The following is a 24,198-nucleotide window of genomic DNA, read 5'->3' as shown; positions in this document are numbered from 1 at the left end:
ACCTAGCGGCAAGCTCTTAATATTTCGCGCCTATTTCTGATCTGCATCAACATATTGGGTGGGGGATCGCGTAAGTCTTCCGTAATATTTTCGCGCCAGTGTGGTCAGGCTCGGGACCCAATGCTGGCTGGGTCGAGGTTTGAGGCAAAATGGCTCAGGGCCAGAAGGCAAGGCGCAGGAATATGTCGATATTTCCAGCCTTGCCGACGCAGTACTGGGGTCATTTCGGTCAAATTTCTGCGGGACGCCGAAATGGTTTCCATCTCGAACCGAAATACGCTGGCAAAGGCAATGAGCCTTCGCGGCGCGCATTTCGACGCCTCGACCCCGCCAGTAACGGGTCCTGAGCCTAGCGGAGAACCCCATGTATATCATTGATTTCCGGCATGATCTGAACCTGCTCGACATCCGATGGCGCGGTATCTTCACCGATGGGGCGATTGCGGAATATGCGCGCATATTGAAGCGCCAGTTCGTTGAGCAGGGGTTCCAGCCGGGCTATCTGCTGCGCATGGACATGACCGACAGCGCTGTCCAGACACAGGATGCGGTTGCATCCTTCGGTCGCCATCTCGGCGATTTTCCCAAGGCGAGGCGGATCGCCATCGTCACCCCCAGCGCCATTGCAAGCATGCAGGTGCGCCGGGTGATGACCCAATCCTATCTGCGGATATTTCCATGGGCTGAGCCGGCACTGGAGTGGCTGCTGGAGGATGAAGCAGCGGTGGCTGGGCTATAGCGGGCCATCCTGAGACCTTCGCATCACTTGCTCAGGTCCGATTCCTACCGCTTCAACCCAACTCAAAGCAAAATCAGCCCTCTTCCTCAATTTCCCGTTCCGCTGGAGGGTGAAGGCGCAGACGGCTGACGCGGCGTCCGTCGCTGTCCAGGATTTCCAGTTTCCAGCCGCTTTGCGCATGTTCGACGATCTCGCCGGGCTCGGGAACGCGGCCCGCGATCACGAAGGCCAGGCCGCCCAGCGTGTCGACATCTTCCTCTATGTCCGCCAGCTTTTCGTCGATTTCCTTCGCCACATCCTCCAGTTCGGCGCGGGCGTCGGCTTCCCAAAGGCCGCCATCCAGCGGAACCAGCATCGCTTCCGGTTCCTCGTCATGCTCGTCCTCCACCTCTCCGACGATTTCCTCGACCAGATCCTCGAAGGTGAGCAGCCCTTCCGTACCCGAATATTCGTCGAGCACGATGGCGAGATGGGTGCGCTTGGCGCGCATTTCCGCGAGCAGGTCCAGCGCCCCCATGCTTTCGGGAACATAGAGCGGCTGGCGGATCAGCGGTTCCAGCGTATCGGGCACCGGCGCCTTGCCCGCCAATATGGCGAAGGCGTCGCGGATGTGGATCATGCCGACGATAGTGTCCAGATTTTCGCGATAGACGGGGATGCGGCTGTGTCCCGCCTCCGCGAACAGGGCGGCCAGATCGGCAAAGCTGGCCTTTTCCTCTATGGCGATGATGTCCGCGCGAGGGACCGCCACGTCATCGACCGTATGTTCGGAAAAGTGCAGCAGGTTGCGGACCATCTGGCGTTCGATGGCGGACAGGTCGCCCTTGGCAGGGGGCGCCGCGCCTTCCTCCTGCTCCTCCTCATCATATTCGTCGAGCGCATCCTCCAGCTCGCGCCGGAGGCTGTGGCTTTCCTCATCTCCGAAGAGCAGCGACTTCAGGCCGCTCCATAAACCGCCCTCGTGGCTGCTACTGTCCGATTCCTTCGAACCGTTGCCGTCCTTGGGACTGCCTTCCGCCATCGTAGTTCCCGTTTCCCTGTTCACGGCATTGCCCGAGAAAGCCTGTCCTGAACCCGTTTGACGGTGGGCGCCGGCTTTCCGCTAAAAGCGATGCCACAAAATATTATCGATCCCCATAGGGATCGGAAATGCCCAGGCTGATCAGCGACTGCGTCTCCAGCGCTTCCATCGCTTCGGCCTCGGCGTCCTCCATATGATCATATCCCAGCAAATGAAAAGTCCCATGGACGATCAGATGCGTGGCATGATCGGCTATGGAGATGCCCTTTTCCGCAGCCTCGCTGGCGCAGACCCCCTCCGCCAGCACGATGTCGCCCAACAGCACCTCGCCATCGTCGGTGTTGGCGGTGGTTTCCAGCAGGTCCGACTGCACCATCGGGAAGGACAGGACGTTGGTCGGCCTGTCCTTGTCCCGATAGGCGCGGTTGAGCTGGTGGACCTCCTCGTCGGTGGTGAGTTTGACCGCGACCTCGTACAAGGCTTCGTCCGCGGCGAACGCGGCATAGGGGCTGTGCGTGATGGCCGCGACGACGGCCCGCTGGGCCAGCAATTCCCAGTCGGTATCGGGCCAGCCCTGCTCGTGGAGAACGGCGACTTCAATCATTATGACGGTTTCCGTTCGCGCCGGGGGTAGTCGAGACATGGTGAAGGTCGAAATGTCGTTCCTCTACCCTGGGCTGTCCCGGACGCCTGCCTTGGCAGGCGTTCGAAGGGCTCGAAATGGCAGGGGTCCCGGGCGTGCATCTCAGGCATCCGGGCCCTCATAAGCCTGGACGATGCGGCCCACGACCGGGTGACGCACCACGTCGCTGATGCCGAAGGGCACGACGGAAATGCCCTCCACCCCCTCCAGCCGCGCGACGGCGTCCGCCAGACCGGAAATGCCCGGCTGCGGCAGGTCCACCTGACGCGGGTCGCCACAGATGACCATGCGGCTGCCTTCACCGAAGCGGGTCAGGAACATCTTCATCTGGGCGACGGTGGTGTTCTGCGCTTCGTCCAGCACGATGAACGCGTTGGACAGGGTGCGACCGCGCATGAAGGCGAGGGGGGCGATCTCGATCTCCCCCGACGCGATGCGGCGTTCGACCTGCTCTGCGGGGAGCGTGTCGTAGAGCGCGTCGTAGATCGGGCGGAGATAGGGGTCGACCTTCTCCTTCATGTCGCCGGGCAGGAAGCCAAGGCGCTCGCCCGCTTCCACGGCGGGGCGGGAGAGGATCAGGCGGTCGACGCTGCCGGTGATGAGCTGGCTCACGGCCTGCGCGACGGCGAGGTAGGTCTTGCCGGTGCCCGCCGGGCCCAGCGCGAAGATGATGTCGTTGCGGGTGAGCGCCTCCATATAGGTCACCTGCGTCGCGGAACGCGGGACGATGGTCTTCTTGCGCGTGCGGATCATGACCTTGGGCGGTTCGGCCACGTCATGGCGGATGATGCCGTCCAGCGTGGGTTCCGCGGACATGGCGATCACCGCTTCCACCGCGCCGGCATCGATTTCCTGGCCGGCGACGATACGGTTGTAGAGGCCTGTCATGACATCGCGCGCGCGGGCGGCCGCCTCGGCGTCCCCCTCGATCTGGAGCTTGTTGCCGCGCGCCGCGATATAGACGCCCAGGCGGTTTTCGATGGCCACCAGATTCTGGTCATATTGGCCGAACAGCGCGCCCAGCAGGTGCGGACGGTCGAAAGTGACTTCCAGCCGGGCGCGTTCTGCGACCTCGGTGCGGTGGTTATGATTGGGTTTCTTGGACATTCAGCAGCCTCCCTGTTCGTCAGTCATACTCGCGCGGGCGAGTATCCATCTCCTGTCGTTTGAGCCTGGTGGACAGGGCTGGAGATGGGTTCCCGTTGCCACGGGAACGACTGTGATTAGGTTCAAGCGGCCTTCCTCCTGCTGGGTTGTCCGGCCAGACTGTTCGGGCCGGCGCTGATGATATCGACTTCTACCATGTCCCCGATCGAAAGTTCCGGCGCGGTGACGTGGACGGACTGAAGCCAGGGCGTCTTGCCGATGAGCTGGCCGGGATGGCGGCCCTTGCGCTCCAGCAGGATGCCGGTGCGGCGGCCGACGGTGGCCGCGTTGAATTCCACCTGATGGCGGTTGATCAGCGCCTGCAGGCGGGCGAGCCGTTCGTCCATGACCTCCGCGGGGATCTGTCCGTCCATGTCGGCGGCGGGCGTGCCGGGGCGCGAACTATATTTGAAGCTGTAGCATTGGGCGTAGCGGACCTGCTCCACGATCTTCAGCGTATCCTCGAACTCGGCGTCGGTCTCACCGGGGAAGCCCACGATGAAGTCGCCGGAGAGCGCGATGTCCGGCCGGGCTTCGCGCACGCGTTCGATGATGCGCAGATAGCTGTCGGCGTCATGGCTGCGGTTCATCGCCTTCAGCACACGGTCGTTCCCCGACTGCACCGGCAGGTGGAGGAAGGGCATCAGCTTGGGTTCGTCGCCATGGGCCGCGATCAGCCCGTCGCTCATGTCGTTGGGATGGCTGGTGGTGTAGCGGATGCGCTTGAGGGCGTCGATCTTCGCCAGTTCGCGGACCAGCCGGTCCATGCCCTGCGTCCGGCCCCTGTCATCCTCGCCGGTCCAGGCATTGACGTTCTGGCCGAGCAGGGTGATCTCCCGCACGCCGCCGTCGACCAGCGCCTTCGCCTCGTCCAGGATCGCGGACCAACTGCGGCTGATTTCCGCGCCGCGTGTATAGGGGACCACGCAATAGGTGCAGAATTTGTCGCAGCCTTCCATGATCGTCAGGAAGGCGGTGGGGCGCACCTGCTTCGTGCGCGCGGGAAGGGCGCCGAATTTCGACGCCAGCGGCATGTCCGTGTCGACGGCCTGTTCGCCACGGCCCGCCTTGTCGATCAGGTCGGGCAGGCGGTGATAGGCCTGTGGGCCGACGACGATGTCGACATTGCGGGCGCGCCGCTGGATTTCGCCGCCCTCCGCCTGGGCCACGCAGCCGGCGACCGCGATCATCGGGCGGCTGCCGTCCTCGCGGGTCATGCGGCCGATGTCGGAATAGACCTTGTCCACCGCCTTTTCGCGGATGTGGCAGGTGTTGAGGATGACCAGATCCGCCTCGGCGCCGTCGGCCGCGGCGGTCATGCCGCGCTCGCCCAGCATTTCGGCCATGCGCTCGCCATCATAGACGTTCATCTGGCAGCCGAAGGATTTGACGTGGAAGGTCGCTGGAGTCTTTTGGGCGTCGTACCGATTCATGCGGTCCAGCTATACAAGGGGTGCGCCGCAAGTAAAAGGCGGCAGGTGCGCGGCGATGCTCGCGGCTATTCTTTCGCGGGCCGTCGCGGCCAAGGCCTTGCGATCAGGGCAGATTGCCGGATCGAACGGCTCCAGAAAGCGCAGGGTGACCTCCAGCCTGCCCTTGCGTTCCAGCAACCTCCTGACGTTCGCACACGCCGGCTCGTCACTGTGCCAGCTGATTTCGGCGGTGGCCGGACCATAGTCGATATGGACAGGCTGAATCCGCACCGAGCGCGGAGGAGGCAGCAGGACCGAGAGCAGGGATGGCTTGAACGGCAGGAGGCCGGTGCCGTCGCTGGTGGTGCCCTCCGGGAAAAGCGCCACCGGCTGATGCCCCGCCAGCGCGGCGCGCAAGGCGTCGAGTTGCGAAGAGAGCGCGCCGCGGCGCTCGCGGGCGACGAAGAGCGTGTTGTTCTGCGCGGCCAGCCAGCCGATGACGGGCCAGCGCGCAATGCCGTCATGCGCGACGAAGGCCGCACCCGTCGCACCGCCCAGCGCCAATATGTCCACCCAACTGACATGATTGGCGATGATGAAGCTGTCCCCTTGAAAGGGATGGCCATCGATCCGCACCCGGGCGCCGACGGAACGCGCCGCCAGCGCCAGAAAACGCGGCGGCCAGGGCGAACGGCGCCGGGCCGCGCGCCAGAGCAGATGCGGGATGAGGCAGAGCAGCAGGCTGGCGGCCAAAGCCGTCAGGCGCATGAAGCGGCGAAGTGCGGCCAAGCTGTCTCAGCTCTTGCGGTCGAGCGCGACGCCGTAAAGTTCCATCCGGTGGTCGACCAGGCGGAAGCCAAGCTTTTCCGCGATCTGCTTCTGAAGCTGCTCCAGTTCGGGATCGACGAATTCGATGACATTGCCCGTCTCGACATCGATCAGATGGTCGTGATGGGATTCGGGCGCCGCCTCATATCGGGCGCGGCCGTCACCGAAATCGTGACGATCCAATATGCCCGCCTCCTCGAAGAGGCGGACCGTGCGGTACACGGTGGCGATGGAAATGCCCGGATCGATGGCAGCGGAGCGCCTGTGCAGTTCCTCCACATCCGGGTGATCCGTGGCGTCGCTCAGCACCTGGGCGATGACGCGGCGCTGTTCGGTGATGCGCAGGCCCTTTTCATGGCAAAGGGCTTCGACGTCGATCTTGCGGTTCATGCAGGCTCACTTGGCTGGAATGTGCGTAAGTTCGGAAAAGAGCCTAGCGGCTTTCGTCCTAGTATAAAAGGGGCGCGCGATACGCGCACCCCTTGCATGGGCGTTTGCCTGCGCTTTGCGCGTTTATTTGGGAGCGCGGACGCGACGGCGCTTGGTGCCGAGGCCGATCTTCTTGGCCAGGCTGCGGCGCTGTTCGGCATAGTTGGGCGCGACCATCGGATAATCGGCCGGCAGGCCCCATTTAGCGCGATAATCTTCGGGCGTCATCTGATAATGAGTCATCAGGTGGCGCTTCAGCATCTTCAGCTTCTTGCCGTCTTCCAGGCAGATGATGTAGTCGGGCTTGATCGACGAGCGGACGGAGACGGCGGGTTCGGGCTTCACCTCCGGCGCGGCGGCGGGAGTGGCCAGACCGGAAAGCGCGGCGTGCACATTCTGGATCAGGGTAGATACGTCAGAGACGGCAACGCTGTTGTTCGAGACATGGGCCGCGACAATATCCGACGTCAAAGTAATGAGCAGTTCGCTCTGCGCTGATTCAGTTTCCATTTCTTTTCCCTGCGAAGGCTATTGGTTGCGCGACCCGCCCGAGGAAAATCATTTCAGGAGCGGTATGGGTCAGCTATACCGATGGTTTCTGTTTTGCAAGGGCGGATTTAAATCATCTAAGCATGTCGATACGAAAGCTTAGCGCGTCGTGAAGTTGTCCATCGTTGCCGCGATAGTAACCGGGACGGCGGTGTACATATTCGAACCCGGCTTTTTCATATAGCCTTATTGCCGTATTCGACGCGCGAACTTCCAGATTCATCGACGTAATGCCCCGCTTGCGCGCCGTCCTGAGGCTGTCGAGCAGCAGGTCCTCGCCAATGCCCCTCCCGCGCCAGAGCGGGCTGACGGCCAACAGCAGCAATTCGCATTCGTCAAGCACGGAACGGACCAGCGCGAAGCCGACCGGCGCGGCGTCGATCCGGGCGATGGTGAGCCAGGTTCCCGGCATGGTCATCACCCCGGCGAGCTGCGGCAATGTCCATGCTTCGCCAAAGGCCGGGTCGAAGGCGCGCACCATGACGTCCATGGCATCGCTCATCGCGTTGCGTTCGCCATCCTCATAGGTCTGGAGCGTCAGGCCGGGCGTCGTCATGACGCTGCCCGTTCCGCCATCGGACGCGCATCCGCGCCACGGCAATAAAGGGGGGAGGGCGGGAGCGACGGGAGCCCGGCGATCAGCGGATAGTCCGCGGCATCGGGATACAGGCTGACCGCCATGCCATGACCGCGCGCCGTCACCAGCGCTTCGGCGCCGGTGCCGTAGATGGTGGGCTGCGTCAATTGCTTCGCCAGTTCGGCAATCGGTGTGGAGGCAGGCGGGCCGAGGGGCGCAAGCCCGTCAGTGGAGAAGGCCTGCCAGAACAACTCGCCATGACCGCCGGTAATGGTGACGGCCAGGGACTCGTCCTTATGATCCCCTGCCGCCGCCCTGGCCGCGATCATGGCGAGCGCGCCATAGCCATGCAGCGGAATGTTCCAGGCCAGCGCCAGCGCCCGCGCGGCGGCGATCCCGATGCGCACGCCGGTGAAGCTGCCGGGGCCGACATCGACGGCGATCGCATCGGCCCGGCCGCCGTCGGGCAGGGCAGCGATGGCGGGCAGCAGCGCTTCGGCATGGCCACGCCCGACGATTTCATGAAAATGGCCCAGGGGCGCTCCGTCATCGAGCAGCGCCACGGACAGCGCCTGTGTCGCGGTGTCGATGACCAATATGCGCAAAGAAAACCCCTGTTGACCGCTCGCCCGATGCGATGCCCGGCTCTGCGGTTAATCGATCGGCACGGGTTTGCCAATTGTTCCCGGCCAACTGTTTCGCCGCTCAGACGGCGCGGACCTCCGTCACTTCGGGCACATAATGTTTGAGCAGTTGTTCGATCCCGTTCTTCAGCGTCGCCGTGGAGGAGGGGCAGCCGGAACAGGCGCCCTGCATGCGCAGATAGACGGTTCCCTTGTCGAAGCCGCGATAGATGATGTCGCCGCCGTCATTGGCCACGGCCGGCCGGACACGGGTGTCGATCAGCTCGCGAATCTGGGCGATGATCTCCTCATCTTCCGGATCGTCCGTAAATTCCTCCTCCTCGGGGACGAAGATTTCGCCTGCCGAGCCGGGCGCGAACAGCGGCATGTTGGCGGAGAAATGTTCGAGCAGGATCGAAAGGATGTCGGGCTTCACATCGCTCCACTGCGCGCCGGGCGCGATGGTGACGGAAATGAAGTCCCCGCCGAAAAAGACCCCCGTCACGTCGCCCAGGCCGAACAGCGCATCGGCCAGCGGCGAAGCCTCCGCTTCTTCCGGTGTGGCGAAATCGCGGGTGCCCATGCCCATGACCACGCGGCCGGGAATGAACTTGACGGTTGCCGGATTGGGCGTCGCTTCGGTCTCGATCAACATGCGCGCTATGTGGAGAGAAGACTGCGCAAGATCAAGCTTTCGTGCTAAATTGACTCCTGCAAATCGCTTGGCGCCGTCGATTGAGTCCCGCCTGAGATCGAAGGGAGAGAGAAGATGAGCAATAAGGCCGACATCCGCCACCGCTTCTGGACGGAATTGTCGCAAAGCCCGTTCCTGATGGTCGGGTTGAGAGGGTCGCCCGATCACAGCATGCCCATGACGGCGCAGCTCGATCCCGGCGCGAACCATTGCTTCTGGTTCTATACGACGCGGGAGAACCGGCTGGCGAGGGGCGGACCGGCCATGGCCCAGTTCGCAGGCAAGGGACATTTCCTGTTCGCCTGCATCGACGGCACTCTGGTCGAGGAGACGGACCCGGCGGTGATCGACCGGTACTGGACCCATGACGTAGCGAGCTGGTATCCCGGCGGACGGCAGGACCCGCATCTGACGATGCTCCGTTTCGATCTTGGCCGCGCGGAAATCTGGCGTGCCGACATGTCGCTTGGCGGCATGTTCCGGCAAATGTTCGGCGGAGACGTGCGCGAAGAGATGCGGAGCAAGCATGTGGAGGTGACGTTGTAGGGGGAAGCGAAAGCCGCCACTTGCTTTTTCCCGCCATTCCCGCCATATGCGCTGCAACGCAGCAGCGGGCTTCACGCCCCTTCCAGCGATTGGCAGCGTGATCGCTTCGGCCCGAACGGGCATCGGGGCCGGCCAATGAAAGTCTGCGCCAAGCTTTGAGGCTTCCCTTTTCACGCGGGTCGTTTCGTAACCCGCCTTGCGTCCCGGCCCTGCCGGAAGACGCCGGGGCCCATTCGTGAGTTATCATCCATGCAATTTACCGACCTTGGCCTTGCCGAGCCGATCCTGAAGGCGCTGGCCGCCAAGAAATATGCCTCGCCGACGCCGATCCAGGCGCAGGCCATTCCCGTGCTGCTGAAGGGCAAGGACCTGTGCGGCATCGCGCAGACCGGCACCGGCAAGACCGCTGCCTTCGCGCTGCCCAGCCTTGACCATTTCGCCCGCAATCCCAAGCCGACGCCGCTCCAGGGCTGCCGCATGCTGGTGCTGTCGCCGACGCGCGAACTCGCCGCGCAGATCGCGCAGAGCTTCCGCGACTATGGCCGCTTCCTGAAGCTGTCCGTGGAGGTGGTGTTCGGCGGCGTGCCGATCAACCGGCAGATCCGGGCGCTGGGGCGCGGCGTCGACATCGTCGTGGCGACGCCGGGCCGTCTGCTCGACCTGATCGACCAGCGCGCCTTCACCATCAAGGATACCGAGATATTCGTCCTCGACGAAGCCGACCAGATGATGGACATGGGCTTCATCCACCCGTTGAAGCGCATCGCCAAGCTGCTGCCGAAGGAGCGGCAGAACCTCTTCTTCTCCGCCACCATGCCGGGCGAGATCGAGGCGCTGGCCAGCCAGTTCCTGCACGATCCGGTCAAGGTGAGCGTCGCGCCGCAGTCGACCACGGCGGAGCGGGTCCGGCAGCAGGCTACCTTCGTCAACCAGATGGAGAAGCAGGCGCTGCTCAACCTGACGATCCAGAAGGAAGACATCGACCGCGCGCTGATCTTCACCCGGACCAAGCATGGCGCCGACCGGGTCGTGCGCTTTCTGGAGGGCGCGGGCATCCAGGCCGTGGCGATCCATGGCAACAAGAGCCAGGCGCAGCGGACCACCGCGCTCCAGGCCTTCCGCCATGGCCATGTGAAGCTGCTGGTGGCGACCGACATCGCCGCGCGCGGCATCGACGTGTCGGGTGTCAGCCATGTCATCAATTTCGAACTGCCCAATGTGCCGGAACAATATGTCCACCGCATCGGCCGCACGGCGCGGGCAGGGGCGGAGGGCGTTGCGATCAGCTTCGTGGCGGACGACGAGCGGCCTTATCTGAAGGCCATCGAGCGGACGACCAAGGTGAAGCTGGACGTTGTCCCGCTGCCGGAGAATTTCGTCGAGGCGGTGCGCAATCTTCCCAAGGCCGCGCCGCAGCGCAAGGGTCGGGAGCAGACGCCGGAGCAGAAGACGCGGCGCGCCGACGGGCAACGCCGCTATCAGGACCAGCAGAAGCAGCAGCGCGGCAATACCGAACGGGCGCATCGGCCGGATGGCGAAGCTGCGAAGCCGGCAAAGAAGAATTTCCGGCGCCGTCGCGGCGGCAGCAATGTCGGCGCGCATAAGGGCGCGGTGCAGAAGACCGGCGGGCGGTAATCCTGGATATGATGGGCTCCTGCGAAGGCAGGAGCCCAGTCCTGCCGTTTGACCGGATTCCCGTCTTCGCGGGAAGATGAGGTTCCTTCCTCTTTGTCAGTGGCCATTCAGGAAAATCTCTTTAGGCTGCACGGCCATGAGCTTTTCCTTCCGGCGTTCCGCCGCTTCGCTGTCCGTCCTTGCCCTGCTGCTTTCGGGAATGCCCGCGCCTCTGGGGGCGAAGACGGACCCGACTGCCACATCCACGGCGCCGGGCTCGACCAAGGCGCAGGTCAGGCCATGGCTCTACGAGAACAGCGATGTTCCGATCGATCCGGCCTGGCGCTTCGGCACCCTGTCCAATGGCGTGCGCTATGCCGTCCGCCGCAATGGCGTTCCGCCGGGTCAGGTGTCGGTCCGGCTGCGGATCGACGCCGGCTCGCTGATGGAGCAGTCCGATGAGCTGGGATATGCCCATTTCATGGAGCATCTGACCTTCCGCGGCTCCCGCCATGTGCCCGACGGGGAATCCAAACGCATCTGGCAGCGGCTGGGCGTCACCTTCGGCAGCGACAGCAATGCACAGACGACGCCGACCGGGACCACCTATGCGCTCGACCTGCCGCAGGCGACGCAGGCCAGCCTGGGCGAAAGCATGAAGATACTCGCCGGCATGATGGCCGACCCCAATATCGTCGAGAGCGCCGTGAATGCCGAGCGCGCCGTGGTCCTTGCGGAAAAGCGGGAGAGCGATGGGCCGCAGATGCGGATTTCCGATGCGACAAGACGGCATTTCTTCGCTGGCCAGCCGCTGGCCGACCATAGCCCCATCGGCACGGTGGCAACGCTGAATGCCGTCACGGCGGCGAAGATGGAAGCTTTTCACCAGCGCTGGTACCGCCCGGAAAATGCCGTGATCTCTATTGCGGGCGACATCGACCCGGCCATGGCCGAACAATTGATCAAGGATAATTTCGGCTCCTGGACCGTCCCCGGAAAGGGCGCGCCGCTACCCGATTTCGGGGAGCCCGACCCCAAGGCCCCGGCAACCAGGGTGACGGTGGAGCCCGGCGCGCCCACCGGTCTCACCATGGCCTGGCTGCGCCCGTGGAAGCCGCATGCCGACACCATCGTCTACAATCAGGACAAGCTGACCGACATGCTGGCCCTGCAGATCATCAGCCGCCGTCTGGAACAGGCTGCGCGCAGCGGCGGCAGCTTCCTGCAGGCAAGCGTGGATCAGCAGGATGTCAGCCGGTCCGCCGATGGCACCTTCGTCACCATCGTGCCCACGGGCGAGAATTGGGAAAAGGCGTTGGGAGACGTGCGCGCGATCATAGAGGATGCCAAGGCCGCGCCGCCAAGCCAGATAGAGATCGACCGCGAATATGCGCAGATGGACACCGCACTCGCGATCCAGGTCGAGAATGCCGATACGGAGGCGGGCGCCAAGCAGGCGAGCGACCTGGTGAGCGCGGTCGACATTCGCGAAACCACGGTCAGCCCGCAGGCGGCGCTGGACATCTTCCGCTCCGGCAAGACGGGCATGACGCCGCAGAAGATATTGGATTCGACCCGGCGGCTCTTCTCCGCCGGCGTCTTCCGCGCGCAGCTGATCACTGGCAAGGTCCAGCCCGGCGTCGACGCGAAGCTGGCCGCCGCTGTCGCCGCGCCGGTCAAGGCGGCGACCAATGCGCGGCTGGCGGACAAGGTTGTGACCATGGCCGACCTGCCGAAGCTCGGCGCGCCGGGGAAGGTCGTTTCGCGTACGCCCATCGGCCTGCCGGGGATGGAAAGCATTGTCTTCTCCAACGGCGTCAAGCTGACCCTGTTCGCCAATGATGCGGAAACGGAGAAGGTGCGGATCAACGTCCGCTTCGGTCATGGCCAGCAGGCCTTTTCCCCGACCCGGCCCGTGCCGGGCTGGGCGGCGGATTATGCGCTGGTGGCGAGTGGAATAGGGAAGCTGGGCCAGCGGGAACTCGATGACCTGACCAATGGCCGCCGCATGGGGATGGATTTCGCCATCGACGACGATGCCTTTGAAATGCAGGCCGTAACGCGTCCGGCGGATTATAAGGACCAGTTGCTGCTGTTCGCGACCAAGCTGTTTGCGCCGGGATGGGACCCCGCGCCGATCGCGCGCGTGAAGACGGGGGCAGGGGTCGCCTATGACGCAATGGAGCGGGCGCCGGATTCCGTGCTGGCTCGGGACCTCAACTGGTTGCTGCACGACAAGGATGTGCGGTTCCGCACGCCTTCGCGGGCGGAGATCGACGCGCTGACTCCACAAGCCTTCCGCGCCACATGGGAACCGCTGCTGGCATCCGGGCCCGTCGAGATACAGATTTTCGGGCAGGTGAAGGCGGACGATGCCATTGCAGCCGTGGCGGCGACCTTCGGTGCGCTGCCGCAGCGGGCGGATGTCCCGGTTCCCGCCGCCAACAAGCTGATGCGCTTTCCCGCCCATGTCGAAAGCCCGGTGATCCTGCGGCACAAGGGCGACAAGGAGCAAGCGGCGGCGGTCATGGCATGGCCCACGGCAGGCGGGTTCGCACTGACGAAGGAAGCGCGGCAGCTTGAAATCCTGACGCAGATTTTCAACGATCGGCTGTTCGACAAGCTGCGTTCGACCGAAGGCGCGGCCTATTCGCCCAGCGTCCAGAACAACTGGCCATTTTCCTATGAAAGCGGCGGTTACATATTGGTGACGAGCCAAGTGCGCCCGGATCGCGTCCGTTATTTCTATGGCGTGGTGAAGGACACGGCGGCGGACCTCGTCAAAAATCCGGTGAGCGAGGATGAATTGCAGCGCGCCGTCGCGCCGATGCGGCAATTGCTGATGCGGGCAGGGACAGGCAATGCCTTCTGGATGAACCAGATGGAGGGCGCTACCCACGACCCGCGCTATGTACAGGCGATGCAGACCATGGCGCAGGACATGCTGACCGTCACGCCAACCGATATTCAGGCGCTGGCGGCCAAATATCTGGTGTCCGGCAAGAGCTGGTCTGCGGTGGTGCTGCCCGATGGCGTCGCCGCCAAATAGCCGGACCGGCGGCTCAGGCCGGGACGCGCTCCGTCTGTTCCAGCAACTGGCTGTAGAGCCGCACATATTCCATGTGGATCGCGCGGATTTCCGGATTGCGGGAGCGGGCGGCCAGCCTGCGATTGCGGTCCAGCCGCGCCTCGAAATAGCTGCGGTCGAACGACATGTTGATACCCATTTCTTGCCTCCCGGGGGAACGATTTGGGGGCAGGAATGTTTCCGGCGGCCGAAAGTTGCGGCTGATTTCAGGCATTTCTGCTGCAACGCGGCAGACTGACCGGAAGCCGAGCCGGACCGAAGCCCGCGCCTTCAGTCCATGGCGCGAAGCGCGGCGACGATCATGAAGGCCGCGCATTTGGCGGTACGCTCAGCGCTGATGGTCGGTGCCGACAGGCTGCGATGGCCCAACCCGAACAAACAGGCCAGGATCATTTCTTCGGCGCTTTTCAGCGCTTCGCCCGACAATCCGGGGTTTGCGACGCAGGCGAAATCCCCCAAGGATTTCCGCAGGCCGTTGCACATGTCGGCAATCGTGCCCGCGACCCGCGCGTTGCGGAATCCTTCGGCCAGAATATCGAAGGACAGGGCCTCATGCGGGTTGTCCATCACCTCCAGCAACAGCAGTTCGAAGGTCCGCTCTATGCTGATCTCCCCTGCCTCGAGCCGGTTCTGCAAGCTCAGGATCGTCGCTTCGCGTTCGCGCGTATCGCTATTCACGATCGCTTCGATAATGTCTTCCTTGCCCTTGAACAGCCGGTAGATCTGGCCGACGGACACATGCGCCGCGGCAGCCAGTTCGGCCATCGCGCTCTGATGAAAACCGTTGGCGGCGAACAGATCGCGGGCCGCATCCAATATGCGGTCCCTGGCATTCCGTTCATGTTGCAATGCAGCCAAAAATCTTCGTCCCGTCTTTTTTACTCTTGAACAAATTGTGGCATGTTCCTACCTGCCGCGCAAGCGGAATGAACGTTCATTCCAATTGAAGCCACCAGTGGAAACGGAGCATCGACCGATGCAAAAGGGGATTTTTGTCGGACTGTTCGCCTGCGCGTCGGCCCTTGCGCTGGGCGCCTGTGGCCAGCAGCAGCAGCCTGCGCCGCCGCCGCCCGCGGTCGGTGTGGTGAAATTGACGGTGGAAAACGCTCCGCTGACGACCGAGCTTCCCGGCCGCATCGCCGCAGTGGAAACGGCAGAGGTCCGGCCCCAGATCAGCGGCGTCATCCGCCGCCGCCTGTTCACCGAAGGCGCCGTGGTGCGTGCGGGCCAATTGCTCTACGAGATCGAGGATGCGCCCTATCGCGCCGCCCTGGGGCAGGCGCAGGGCGCTCTCTCTCGGGCGCAGGCATCGATCCGGGCGACGGGACTGCAGGCGCAGCGTTACAAGGAACTGGTCGGCATCAACGCCGTCAGCCGGCAGGAGGCCGACAATGCCGCCGCCTCGGCCCAGCAGGCGCGCGCCGATGTCGCCGCGCAGCGGGCGGCGGTGCAGGCCGCGCAGGTGAACCAGGATTTCACCCGCATAAGGGCCCCCATTTCCGGGCGGATCGGCCGTTCCCTGTTCACGCCGGGCGCGTTGGTGCAGGCAGGACAGGCCGACCCGCTGGCGACGATCCAGCGGACCGACGTCGTCTATGTCGACGTGACCCAGTCGGCCGCGCAGATCATCGACCTCAAGCAGGCGATGAAAGCAGGCGGCGTCAGTGCCGCTAACGGCGCGCGGGTCCAGTTGCTGCTGCCCAATGGCAGCGTCTATCCGATCGAGGGGCGTCTGCAATTTTCCGAGGTGACGGTCGATCCCAGTTCGGGCGCGGTGACGCTGCGTGCGACCTTCGCCAATCCGGACGGCCTGTTGCTGCCCGGCATGTATGTGCGGGCCAGGCTGGTCGAGGGCCAACGCAGCCAGGCGATCCTTGCGCCGCAGCAGGGCATCACCCGCGATGCGCGGGGCCGGGCCACCGCCATGGTGGTGGGTGCGGACAACAAGGTCGAACTGCGTCAGGTCGAAACCGACCGGGCCATTGGCGACAAGTGGATCGTCACCAAGGGGCTGAGGGCGGGAGACAGGCTGGTCGTGGAGGGCCTGGTGAACCTGCGGCCCGGAACGGTCGTGAAGCCGGGCGCGCCGCAGCAGGTGACGGCGGGCAGGCAGGCGAATGCCGGCGGGGCGAACTAAGTCATGGCCCGCTATTTCATCGACAGGCCCATCTTCGCATGGGTCATCGCCATCGTCATCATGCTGGCCGGCATTCTGGCCCTGCGCTCGCTGGCCGTGGCGCAGTTTCCGGAGATCGCGCCGCCCGCGGTGACGATCGCGACCACCTATCCAGGCGCGAATGCGGAAACGCTGGAAAGCACGACGACGCAGATCATAGAGCAGCAGCTCAAGGGCATCGACAATCTCCGCTACTTCTCGTCCAGCAGCGATTCGGCGGGCAACCTCACCATCACCCTGACCTTCGAGCAGGGAACGGATGCCGACATCGCGCAGGTCCAGGTCCAGAACAAGCTGGCCCAGGCCACCCCCCTGTTGCCGCAGGAAGTGCAGCAACAGGGCCTGCGCGTCACCAAATCCACCTCGACCTTCCTGATGATCATGGCCGTCTATGCCGATGACGGCATTCATGATCAGCAGGATGCGGGCGATTTCGTCGCTTCCGCCCTGCAGGATCCGATCAGCCGCGTCGACGGCGTGGGGGATACCCAGTTGCTGGGCGCGCAATATGCGATGCGCATCTGGCTCGATCCCTATAAGATGGCCAATCTGGGCGTCACCACCGGCGACGTCAAATCCGCCATACGCGCCCAGAATGCGCAGGTTTCCGCAGGCCAGATCGGCGGCACGCCGTCGCCCCGCGGCCAAGCGCTGAACGCCACCGTGACGGCGCAGTCGCGCCTCAGGACCCCCGAGGAGTTCCGGCAGATCCGGCTGCGCAGCAACAGCAACGGATCGGTCGTCTATCTGGCGGATGTCGCCAGGGTGGAGTTGGGTGCGGAAAGCTACAGCTTCGGCGCGAGGTTCAATGGCCATCCGGCCGCCGGCTTCGGCGTAAGGCTGGCGCCGGGCGCCAATGCGCTCGATACGGTGGAAGGCGTGAAGAACCGGGTCAACGAACTATCGAAAACCTTCCCGAGCTGGGTCAAATACGACTTCCCGGTGGACAATTCGACCTTCGTGAAACTGTCGGTGGAGCAGGTCATCCACACGCTGTTCGAAGCGACGCTGCTCGTCTTCGTGGTGATGTTCCTGTTCCTTCAGAACTGGCGCGCCACGCTGATCCCCACCATTGCGGTGCCGGTCGTGCTGCTGGGATCGCTGGCGATCCTCTATGCGGCGGGGTTCACCATCAATACGCTGACGCTGTTCGGCATGGTGCTGGCGATCGGCCTGCTGGTCGACGACGCCATCGTCGTGGTCGAGAATGTCGAGCGCATCATTCAGGAAGAGGGGCTTAGCCCGAAGGAAGCCGCGAAGAAGTCGATGGACGAGATCAGCGGCGCGCTGATCGGTATCGGTCTGGTGCTGTCGGCGGTGTTCCTGCCCATGGCGTTCTTCGGCGGGTCGACGGGCGTGATCTTCCGCCAGTTCTCCATCACCATCGTGTCCGCCATGGTGTTGTCGGTGCTGGTCGCGTTGATCCTGACGCCCGCGCTTTGCGCGACGATCCTGCGGCCCCGGGGGCACAGCCATGTCTGGACCGGCCCGTTGGGGTCGCGCTTCGGCCGCTTCTTCGACTGGTTCAACCGGACCTTCGACCGCAATGTCGTGCGATACGGCGCGACCGTGGAGAAGGTCGAGCGGCGCTGGGGCCGCACGATGCTGGTCTATGCATTGATCGTCGCGGGGATGGCGCTGGTCTTCCTGCGCCTGCCTGGCGGTTTCCTGCCCGATGAAGATCAGGGCATCATCATCAACCAGGTGTCGCTCCCGACCGGGTCGACGCTGGAGGAGACCGAACGGACGCTGGCGAAGGTGCGCGATCACTATATGACGGACGAGAAGCGGAATGTTGCCGCCGTCTTTACCATCTCCGGCTTCGGCTTCGTGGGCCAGGGCCAGAATGTCGGCCTCGCCTTTGTCAGGATGAAGGACTGGTCGCAGCGCGAGGGCGCCGACAACAAGGTGTCCGCCATCGCTTTGCGTGCCAATGGCGCGTTCCAGCGGATTTCCGCAGGCATGGCGATCGCCTTCGTGCCGCCCGCCGTGCAGGAACTGGGCAATGCCACCGGCTTCGACTTTCAGCTCGTGGACCGCGCCGGGCTGGGCCATGACAGGATGCTGGAGGCGCGCAACCAGTTGCTGGGCATGGCCATGGCCGACAAGCGGCTGGCGCAGGTGCGCCCCAACGGGCTGGAGGATACGCCGCAGCTCAAGCTCGACGTCGATCAGGCGGCAGCGGGCGCGCTGGGCATCGCCCAGTCCGATGTCAACGATACGATCAGCACGGCGATGGGCAGCAGCTACGTCAACGACTTCATCGACCGCGACCGGGTGAAGCGCGTCTATGTGCAGGCCGATGCGCCGTTCCGGACCACGCCGGATTCGATCGGCGTGCTGCATGTGCGGGGAAGCGGCGGCGCGATGGCGCCGATCTCTTCCTTTGCGACGACCGAATGGACCCATGGCCCGGCGAAGCTGGAGCGGTTCAACGGCGTGCCGTCGATGCAGATCATGGGTGCGCCCGCGCCGGGCGTTTCGACCGGCGAGGCGATGAAGGCGATGGAGGAAATGGCGGCCAAGCTGCCGGCAGGCGTCGGTTATGAATGGAACGGCATTTCCTATGAGGAGAAGACCTCAGGCGGGCAGGCGCCGGCGCTTTATGCGCTGTCGATGCTGATCGTGTTCCTGTGCCTGGCTGCGCTTTATGAAAGCTGGTCCGTGCCCATCGCCGTGATGCTGGTGGTGCCGCTGGGCGTGTTCGGCGCGGTGGTCGCCGCGATGCTGGTCGGCCTCAACAACGACATCTACCTTCAGGTCGGCCTGATCACGACCATCGGCGTGTCGGCCAAGAACGCCATCCTGATCGTCGAATTCGCCGAGGAGAAGATGCGCGAGGGGCTGCCACCCGCGCGGGCGGCGCTGGAGGCGGGCAAGCTGCGCCTGCGGCCGATCCTGATGACCAGCTTCGCCTTCGTCTTCGGCGTGCTGCCGCTGGCGGTGGCGAAGGGCGCGGGCGCAGGCGGCCAGAACGCCATAGGCTGGGCCGTGGTCGGCGGCATGCTGTCCGCGACGGTGCTCGCCATCTTCTTCGTGCCGGTCTTCTTCACTGTCGTGAAGCGGCTGTTCCGCGAACATCATGGCAAGGATCAGGGCGGGCATGAGGGCGTCGCCCGCCTGGGTCCGCAGGAGGCATGAGGATAATGAACAAGATGAAGCCGTTTTCGGCGGCTGCTCTGGCGCTGACGCTCGCGGCCTGCGACATGGCGCCCAAATATGTGCGCCCTGCCTTGCCGGTGCCGGGGGGGAGCCCGCAGGGGCCGGCCTATCCGGCTGGGCAGGGGCAGGCGATCGTTCCGGCGGATACGGCCTGGAAGGATTTCTTCGTCGATCCCCGCCTGGCGCGGGTGATCGAGACGTCGCTGGCCAATAATCGCGACCTGCGTGTCGCCCTTGCCAATGTCGAGCAGGCGCGGGCGCAATATCGCGTGCGGCGGGCGGACATATTTCCCACTGTGAACGCCAGCGGCAGCGCCACCTATCAGGATACGCCCTTCTCGCAGGTCGGGACCGGCCGGATGGACATCTATTCGGCGTCCGTAGGCGTGTCGGCCTGGGAAATCGACCTGTTCGGCCGGGTGCGCAACCTCAGCAGGGCGGCGCAGGAACAATATTTCGCATCGGTCGAGAACCGGAATGCGGCGCAGACCGCGCTGGTCGCAGAGGTCGCGAACGCCTGGCTAGCCATGGCGGCGGATCAGGAGCGGCTGAGGATTGCGCGCGATCTGGAAAAAGCCTTCGGCCAGACGCTGGACCTCACCAAGGCCCGCTTCGCCAAGGGGATCGCGTCGGAACTGGAAGTGCGGCAGGCGCAGACCAGCCATGACCGGGCGCGGTCCGATATTGCCGAAGCGACGACCCTGGTGGCGCAGGACCAGAATGCGCTGAACCTGCTGGCCGGTATGACGGTGGCGGCGGAGGACTTGCCGGCGGCGATGCCGGATGGCGACGTCACCCTCTCCAACCTGCCGGCCGACCTGCCTTCCACGGCTTTGCTGCGACGCCCGGACATCATGGCGGCCGAACATCAGTTGCTGGCGGCCAATGCCAATATCGGCGCGGCGCGAGCGGCCTTCTTCCCGAATATCTCCCTGACTGCGGCGTTCGGGACGTTGAGCCTTGGCCTGTCCAATCTGTTCAAGTCGGGCAGCGACACATGGTCGGTGGTGCCGTCCGCCAGCCTGCCGATCTTCGATTTCGGCCGCAACAAGGGCAATCTGCGCTATGCGCGGGCCACCTATGACGCGATGGTCGCCACCTATGAGAAGAGCGTGCAGGCGGGTTTCCGCGAAGTCGCCGATGCGCTTGCCCGGCGCGGCACGATGACGGAGCAAATGGAGGCGCAGACATCCCTGCGGGATGCGGCGCGGGTAAGCTATCGCCTGTCGGAAGCGCGGTTCCGCGCCGGCGTCGATCCCTTCCTGACCACGCTGGATGCGCAGCGGACGCTCTATAATGCCGAACAGAGCCTGCTGGCGACACGGCTGGCGCGCGCCGCGAACATGGTCGAATTGTATCGCGCGATGGGTGGCGGCCTGAAATGATCTTTGACCGCAAGCGGCGGGAAGGCGGCCATGCATGTCATGCCCCATGCTGGCGTCGGCAAAGGGCTGAAAGGACAGGGCATGACTTATGCATATCGGACGCTGGCATCGCCCGTCGGTGAACTGACGCTGGTCGCGTGCGAGGCGGGGCTGGCGGCGGTCCTGTGGCAGGATGACGATCCCCGGCGGGTGCCCATGGGGCAGCGGACCGAAAGGGTCGATCATCCGGTGCTGGAGGAAGCGGGACGGCAACTGAATGAATATTTCGCCGGGCAGCGGGAGACGTTCGATCTGCCGCTGCATTTCAACGGCACGGATTTTCAGAAAAGCGTCTGGACCGCGCTGCTGACCATCCCCTTTGGAGAAACGCGCAGCTATGCCGACATTGCCCGCCAGATCGGGAGACCGTCCGCCTGCCGCGCAGTGGGTGCCGCCAATGGGCGCAACCCGATTTCCATCATCGCGCCGTGCCACCGGGTGGTGGGCGCCAACGGCGCACTGACGGGCTTTGCAGGCGGCTTGAAGGCCAAAAGCTATCTGCTTGGTCTGGAGGGAAAATTTCTCTGACATCCATTCGAAAATGGCGCACCCAAGAGGATTCGAACCTCTGGCCTTTGCCTTCGGAGGGCAACGCTCTATCCAGCTGAGCTATGGGTGCGTGTCGCTGGTGCGAAGGGCCGCTTAGCAAAGCCCAATCGCTCGCGCCAGCATCAAAATCGCCTCAGGCCAAAGTTATTTCGCCATTTTCTGCATCGGCTGGAATTTCCCAAGGCCGCAGCTCGGTCCACGCTGCAATCCGCCGGTCTGGTAGAGCACCGTGATGATGTCCACCGAGCAGAGCTGGGACAGGCTGGTCTTGTAGAGGAAGCGCCGCTCGAAACCCAGGCTGGGGCAACTCATCGGCAGGATATTGCGATAGACCTTGTTGCCGTTCATGATGAAATCGATGGTCCTGTCGTCGCGGACCTCGGTGGAGCGGATCGCATTCAGTTGAACGCAATCGACCGGCTTGCCGGCCGGGACCAGATTGTCCGGAGCCTTTCCGGCGAGGGCAGGGGCAGCCGTGCAGGCGAGTGCCGCGGCCAGGGCGAATTGGCGGATAAGGGGGGCAGACATATCGTCTCTCCTGTTGACTGTCCGGATGACGTCGCGGGAGCCTGTCATCCGTCCTGTCGCTCCTTCTACCGCGCGGCGGCTGAACCGCGCAATAATCAGGGGCTGGTGCCGGGCGCGGGCGTCTTGGGCTTGAAGCGGCAGAGGTCGGCCACGATGCAGCGCCAGCATTCGGGCTTGCGCGCCTTGCAGACATAGCGGCCATGCAGGATCAGCCAGTGATGGGCATCGCGGCGGAAGGGGCCGGGAACGTTTTTCTCGAGCTTCAGTTCGACGGCAAGCGGCGTCTTGCCCGGCGCTAGGCCGGTACGGTTGCCGACACGGAAGATGTGGGTGTCGACTGCGAATGTTTCCTGCCCGAACGCGGTGTTGACCACGACATTGGCGGTCTTTCGCCCGACGCCGGGCAGGGTGGTCAGGACATCGCGATCCTGCGGCACCTCTCCGCCGAAATCGCGCAGGAGGATTTCGGACAGGGCGATGACGTTCTTCGCCTTGGCGTTGAAGAGGCCGATGGTCTTGATATGCTGCTTCAGGCCTTCTTCGCCCAGTTCCACCATCTGCTGTGGCGTGTGGACATCGCGGAAGAGCGCGCGGGTCGCCTTGTTGACGCCCACGTCCGTCGCCTGCGCGGAAAGCACCACCGCGACCAGCAACTGATAGACATTGCCATATTCCAGCTCCGTTCGGGGCGCCGGATTGGCTTCAGCGAGGCGGCTGAAGAAATCGAAGATCTGGTCCTTCTTCATCGGCGTTTACAGGCCCAGCACGCCTTTCATGTCGTAGCGGCCGACAGGTTGGCCGATCAGCCATTGGGCCCCCTTCACCGCGCCCCGCGCGAAGATGACGCGGTTTTCGGCGCGATGGCCGATTTCGATTCGCTCGCCCTCGGCCGCGAGGATCACCTGATGGTCGCCCGCCACCGATCCGCCGCGCAATGCCGCAAAGCCGATCGCACCCCTGGCCCGTGCGCCGGTGATGCCGTCGCGCCCGCGTTCGCTATGGTCGGCAAGAGCGATACCGCGCCCGCGCGCGGCGGCTTCGCCCAACAACAGCGCAGTGCCGGAAGGCGCATCGACCTTATGACGATGGTGCATTTCGACGATCTCTATGTCCCAATCGTCGTTGAGGCGCGCCGCAGCCTGTTCCACCAGCGCCGCCAGCAGGTTGACGCCCAGAGAGGTATTGCCGGTCTGGAGGATCGGGACTTGCCTTGACGCTTCGTCGATCAGCGCATGGTGCGCGGATTCCAGTCCGGTGGTGCCGATGAGGATCGGCTTCTTCGCCGCAATGCAGGCGTCCAGATGGGCCGACAGGGCGGCGGGCACGGAAAAGTCGATCAGCACGTCGCTTTGCTCGGCCAGGGCAAGCGGATCGGCAGTGATGGCGATGCCGGGGGCAAGCTCTCCCGCGCAACCGCGGTCGGTGCCTCCGGCGATTGCCAGCCCAGCCTCCTGAGCGACCTGCGCGATGGCGCGTCCCATGCGGCCAGCCGCGCCGAAAATCCCGATCCGTGTCATCAGCCTCATTCCCTGAAAGGTCGGATGGCCGATGCCAGAATGGGCCGGGCTTGTCATCCCCACGGTACGGAAATGGACGATAAATGGCTGGTTGGGCCAAGCCAATGATCCGTTCTGCAAAAACGATGTCCGGATGATCCCGAATGCGGCATAGCCATGATATGCAACCATGGCGCCGGAAGAAGAGATGGACGACATTCGCAATATCGTGATCCTGACCGGTGCGGGAATTTCGGCGGAAAGCGGCCTTGCCACCTTTCGCGGGCCCGATGGCCTGTGGGAGGGGCATCGGGTCGAGGATGTGTGCACGCCCGAAGCTCTGGCCCGGAATGCCCCGCTGGTGCATCGCTTTTATGACGAGCGGCGGGCCAAGCTGGATGAGGTGAAGCCCAATGCCGCGCACGAGGCGCTGGCGGCGCTGGATGCGGCATGGCCGGGCGAGCTGCTGATCGTCACGCAGAATGTGGACGATCTGCACGAGCGGGCCGGGGCGAAGCGGCTGGTCCACATGCATGGCGAGTTGCGGTCGGCGCTCTGTGCGGCTTGCGGCAAGGCGGTGCCATGGACGCCGGCTCTGCCCCCCGGCTCGGCCTGCGGCGGGTGCGGGCGTCCGGCCCTGCGCCCCGACATCGTTTTCTTCGGGGAGATGCCCTATCGGATGGATTTGATCGACGATGCCTTGCGGCGGTCCGACCTGTTCGTTTCGGTGGGCACTTCCGGGGCAGTGTATCCGGCGGCGGGATTCGTGCAGACCGCCCGCCATGTGGGAGCCCGGACGCTGGAGTTGAATCTGGAGCCATCGGCGGGCAGCTTCTATTTCGAGGAAAGCCGTATGGGGGCGGCGAGTATCCTGGTGCCGGAATTGGTGCGGGAATTATTGGGGTAGTCCGGAACGGGCCGCTTCGCATGGCCATTGGACCGAAAGCGGATTCT

The 24,198-nt window shown here is 64.2% G+C and carries 24 protein-coding genes and 1 tRNA gene; 9 read left to right on the top strand and 16 right to left on the bottom strand.

What is annotated here, in order from left to right; genetic code table 11:
• Positions 1-364: 364 nt before the first annotated feature.
• Positions 365-739 (top strand): hypothetical protein, encoded by a 375-nt coding sequence (locus K7W03_RS10345; protein ID WP_025549176.1) that lies wholly within the window; start codon positions 365-367, stop codon positions 737-739.
• A gap of 73 nt (positions 740-812) precedes the next feature.
• Here K7W03_RS10345 and K7W03_RS10340 read toward each other — a convergent pair whose 3' ends face one another.
• From K7W03_RS10340 to K7W03_RS10295, 10 genes are all read right to left on the bottom strand, one after another.
• Positions 813-1,760: a hemolysin family protein gene (locus tag K7W03_RS10340; RefSeq protein ID WP_025549178.1), complete on the bottom strand. Its 948-nt coding sequence runs from the start codon at positions 1,758-1,760 to the stop codon at positions 813-815.
• A 103-nt stretch (positions 1,761-1,863) separates the two neighbouring features.
• Positions 1,864-2,364: an rRNA maturation RNase YbeY gene (gene ybeY, locus K7W03_RS10335; protein ID WP_025549179.1), complete on the bottom strand. Its 501-nt coding sequence runs from the start codon at positions 2,362-2,364 to the stop codon at positions 1,864-1,866.
• Between the two features lie 141 nt (positions 2,365-2,505).
• Positions 2,506-3,510, bottom strand: coding sequence for a PhoH family protein (locus K7W03_RS10330; protein ID WP_025549180.1), 1,005 nt, complete (start codon positions 3,508-3,510; stop codon positions 2,506-2,508).
• A gap of 122 nt (positions 3,511-3,632) precedes the next feature.
• A complete protein-coding gene (gene miaB, locus K7W03_RS10325) occupies positions 3,633-4,982 on the bottom strand; it encodes a tRNA (N6-isopentenyl adenosine(37)-C2)-methylthiotransferase MiaB (RefSeq protein ID WP_222886249.1) in 1,350 nt (449 codons plus the stop codon).
• 9 nt (positions 4,983-4,991) lie between these two features.
• Positions 4,992-5,750, bottom strand: a complete 759-nt coding sequence (locus K7W03_RS10320; RefSeq protein ID WP_222886248.1) for a lysophospholipid acyltransferase family protein — start codon at positions 5,748-5,750, stop codon at positions 4,992-4,994.
• Positions 5,751-5,756: 6 nt separating this feature from the next.
• Positions 5,757-6,179: a Fur family transcriptional regulator gene (locus K7W03_RS10315; RefSeq protein ID WP_025549184.1), complete on the bottom strand. Its 423-nt coding sequence runs from the start codon at positions 6,177-6,179 to the stop codon at positions 5,757-5,759.
• 123 nt (positions 6,180-6,302) lie between these two features.
• Complete coding sequence (locus tag K7W03_RS10310; protein ID WP_025549185.1) at positions 6,303-6,728, bottom strand: MucR family transcriptional regulator; 426 nt, start codon at positions 6,726-6,728, stop codon at positions 6,303-6,305.
• Between the two features lie 112 nt (positions 6,729-6,840).
• On the bottom strand, positions 6,841-7,323 hold the full coding sequence (locus tag K7W03_RS10305) for a GNAT family N-acetyltransferase (RefSeq protein ID WP_222886247.1): 483 nt from the start codon (positions 7,321-7,323) through the stop codon (positions 6,841-6,843).
• On the bottom strand, positions 7,320-7,949 hold the full coding sequence (gene tsaB, locus K7W03_RS10300; protein ID WP_222886246.1) for a tRNA (adenosine(37)-N6)-threonylcarbamoyltransferase complex dimerization subunit type 1 TsaB: 630 nt from the start codon (positions 7,947-7,949) through the stop codon (positions 7,320-7,322). The genes K7W03_RS10305 and tsaB overlap by 4 nt, the downstream gene beginning before the upstream one ends.
• Positions 7,950-8,049: 100 nt before the next feature.
• Positions 8,050-8,622, bottom strand: coding sequence for a NifU family protein (locus tag K7W03_RS10295; RefSeq protein WP_222886245.1), 573 nt, complete (start codon positions 8,620-8,622; stop codon positions 8,050-8,052).
• Positions 8,623-8,736: 114 nt separating this feature from the next.
• Between K7W03_RS10295 and K7W03_RS10290 the strand changes: the two genes are divergently transcribed.
• From K7W03_RS10290 to K7W03_RS10280, 3 genes are all read left to right on the top strand, one after another.
• On the top strand, positions 8,737-9,207 hold the full coding sequence (locus K7W03_RS10290) for a pyridoxamine 5'-phosphate oxidase family protein (RefSeq protein ID WP_222886244.1): 471 nt from the start codon (positions 8,737-8,739) through the stop codon (positions 9,205-9,207).
• 249 nt (positions 9,208-9,456) lie between these two features.
• Positions 9,457-10,842 carry a DEAD/DEAH box helicase gene (locus tag K7W03_RS10285; protein WP_061938865.1) on the top strand — a complete coding sequence of 462 codons (1,386 nt, stop codon included), beginning with the start codon at positions 9,457-9,459 and terminating at the stop codon, positions 10,840-10,842.
• 136 nt (positions 10,843-10,978) lie between these two features.
• On the top strand, positions 10,979-13,870 hold the full coding sequence (locus K7W03_RS10280; RefSeq protein WP_222886243.1) for a M16 family metallopeptidase: 2,892 nt from the start codon (positions 10,979-10,981) through the stop codon (positions 13,868-13,870).
• 13 nt (positions 13,871-13,883) lie between these two features.
• Here K7W03_RS10280 and K7W03_RS10275 read toward each other — a convergent pair whose 3' ends face one another.
• Both K7W03_RS10275 and K7W03_RS10270 read right to left on the bottom strand, forming a co-directional pair.
• The gene (locus K7W03_RS10275; protein WP_165363355.1) at positions 13,884-14,048 is read right to left on the bottom strand and encodes a hypothetical protein; all 165 of its coding nucleotides are present in this window, start codon (positions 14,046-14,048) and stop codon (positions 13,884-13,886) included.
• Between the two features lie 131 nt (positions 14,049-14,179).
• Positions 14,180-14,767 carry a TetR/AcrR family transcriptional regulator gene (locus K7W03_RS10270; RefSeq protein WP_025549192.1) on the bottom strand — a complete coding sequence of 196 codons (588 nt, stop codon included), beginning with the start codon at positions 14,765-14,767 and terminating at the stop codon, positions 14,180-14,182.
• A 118-nt stretch (positions 14,768-14,885) separates the two neighbouring features.
• Here K7W03_RS10270 and K7W03_RS10265 point away from each other — a divergent pair, with 118 nt between their 5' ends.
• The 4 genes from K7W03_RS10265 (at position 14,886) to K7W03_RS10250 (ending at position 21,199) form a co-directional block, all read left to right on the top strand.
• Entirely contained in the window at positions 14,886-16,046 is a 1,161-nt protein-coding gene (locus K7W03_RS10265; RefSeq protein ID WP_222886242.1) for an efflux RND transporter periplasmic adaptor subunit, read from the top strand.
• Positions 16,047-16,049: 3 nt separating this feature from the next.
• Complete coding sequence (locus tag K7W03_RS10260) at positions 16,050-19,226, top strand: efflux RND transporter permease subunit (RefSeq protein ID WP_222886241.1); 3,177 nt, start codon at positions 16,050-16,052, stop codon at positions 19,224-19,226.
• 5 nt (positions 19,227-19,231) lie between these two features.
• Entirely contained in the window at positions 19,232-20,632 is a 1,401-nt protein-coding gene (locus K7W03_RS10255; RefSeq protein ID WP_222886240.1) for an efflux transporter outer membrane subunit, read from the top strand.
• An 81-nt stretch (positions 20,633-20,713) separates the two neighbouring features.
• Complete coding sequence (locus K7W03_RS10250; RefSeq protein WP_222886239.1) at positions 20,714-21,199, top strand: methylated-DNA--[protein]-cysteine S-methyltransferase; 486 nt, start codon at positions 20,714-20,716, stop codon at positions 21,197-21,199.
• A gap of 14 nt (positions 21,200-21,213) precedes the next feature.
• Here K7W03_RS10250 and K7W03_RS10245 read toward each other — a convergent pair.
• The 4 genes from K7W03_RS10245 to dapB form a co-directional block, all read right to left on the bottom strand.
• Positions 21,214-21,290 (bottom strand) — tRNA-Arg (locus tag K7W03_RS10245).
• 74 nt (positions 21,291-21,364) lie between these two features.
• Positions 21,365-21,748: a hypothetical protein gene (locus K7W03_RS10240; protein WP_413469324.1), complete on the bottom strand. Its 384-nt coding sequence runs from the start codon at positions 21,746-21,748 to the stop codon at positions 21,365-21,367.
• A gap of 95 nt (positions 21,749-21,843) precedes the next feature.
• The gene (gene nth / locus K7W03_RS10235) at positions 21,844-22,494 is read right to left on the bottom strand and encodes an endonuclease III (protein ID WP_044662448.1); all 651 of its coding nucleotides are present in this window, start codon (positions 22,492-22,494) and stop codon (positions 21,844-21,846) included.
• A 6-nt stretch (positions 22,495-22,500) separates the two neighbouring features.
• A complete protein-coding gene (dapB, locus tag K7W03_RS10230) occupies positions 22,501-23,265 on the bottom strand; it encodes a 4-hydroxy-tetrahydrodipicolinate reductase (RefSeq protein WP_222886238.1) in 765 nt (254 codons plus the stop codon).
• A 187-nt stretch (positions 23,266-23,452) separates the two neighbouring features.
• Here dapB and K7W03_RS10225 point away from each other — a divergent pair, with 187 nt between their 5' ends.
• Positions 23,453-24,151, top strand: a complete 699-nt coding sequence (locus K7W03_RS10225; RefSeq protein ID WP_222886255.1) for an NAD-dependent deacylase — start codon at positions 23,453-23,455, stop codon at positions 24,149-24,151.
• Positions 24,152-24,198: the final 47 nt, after the last annotated feature.

Source organism: Sphingobium sp. PNB (assembly GCF_019873065.1).
GTDB classification, from domain to species: Bacteria; Pseudomonadota; Alphaproteobacteria; order Sphingomonadales; family Sphingomonadaceae; genus Sphingobium; species Sphingobium fuliginis.
The sequence above is the reverse complement of the archived record's forward strand: the minus strand, read 5'-3'. Positions and strand labels throughout refer to the sequence as shown.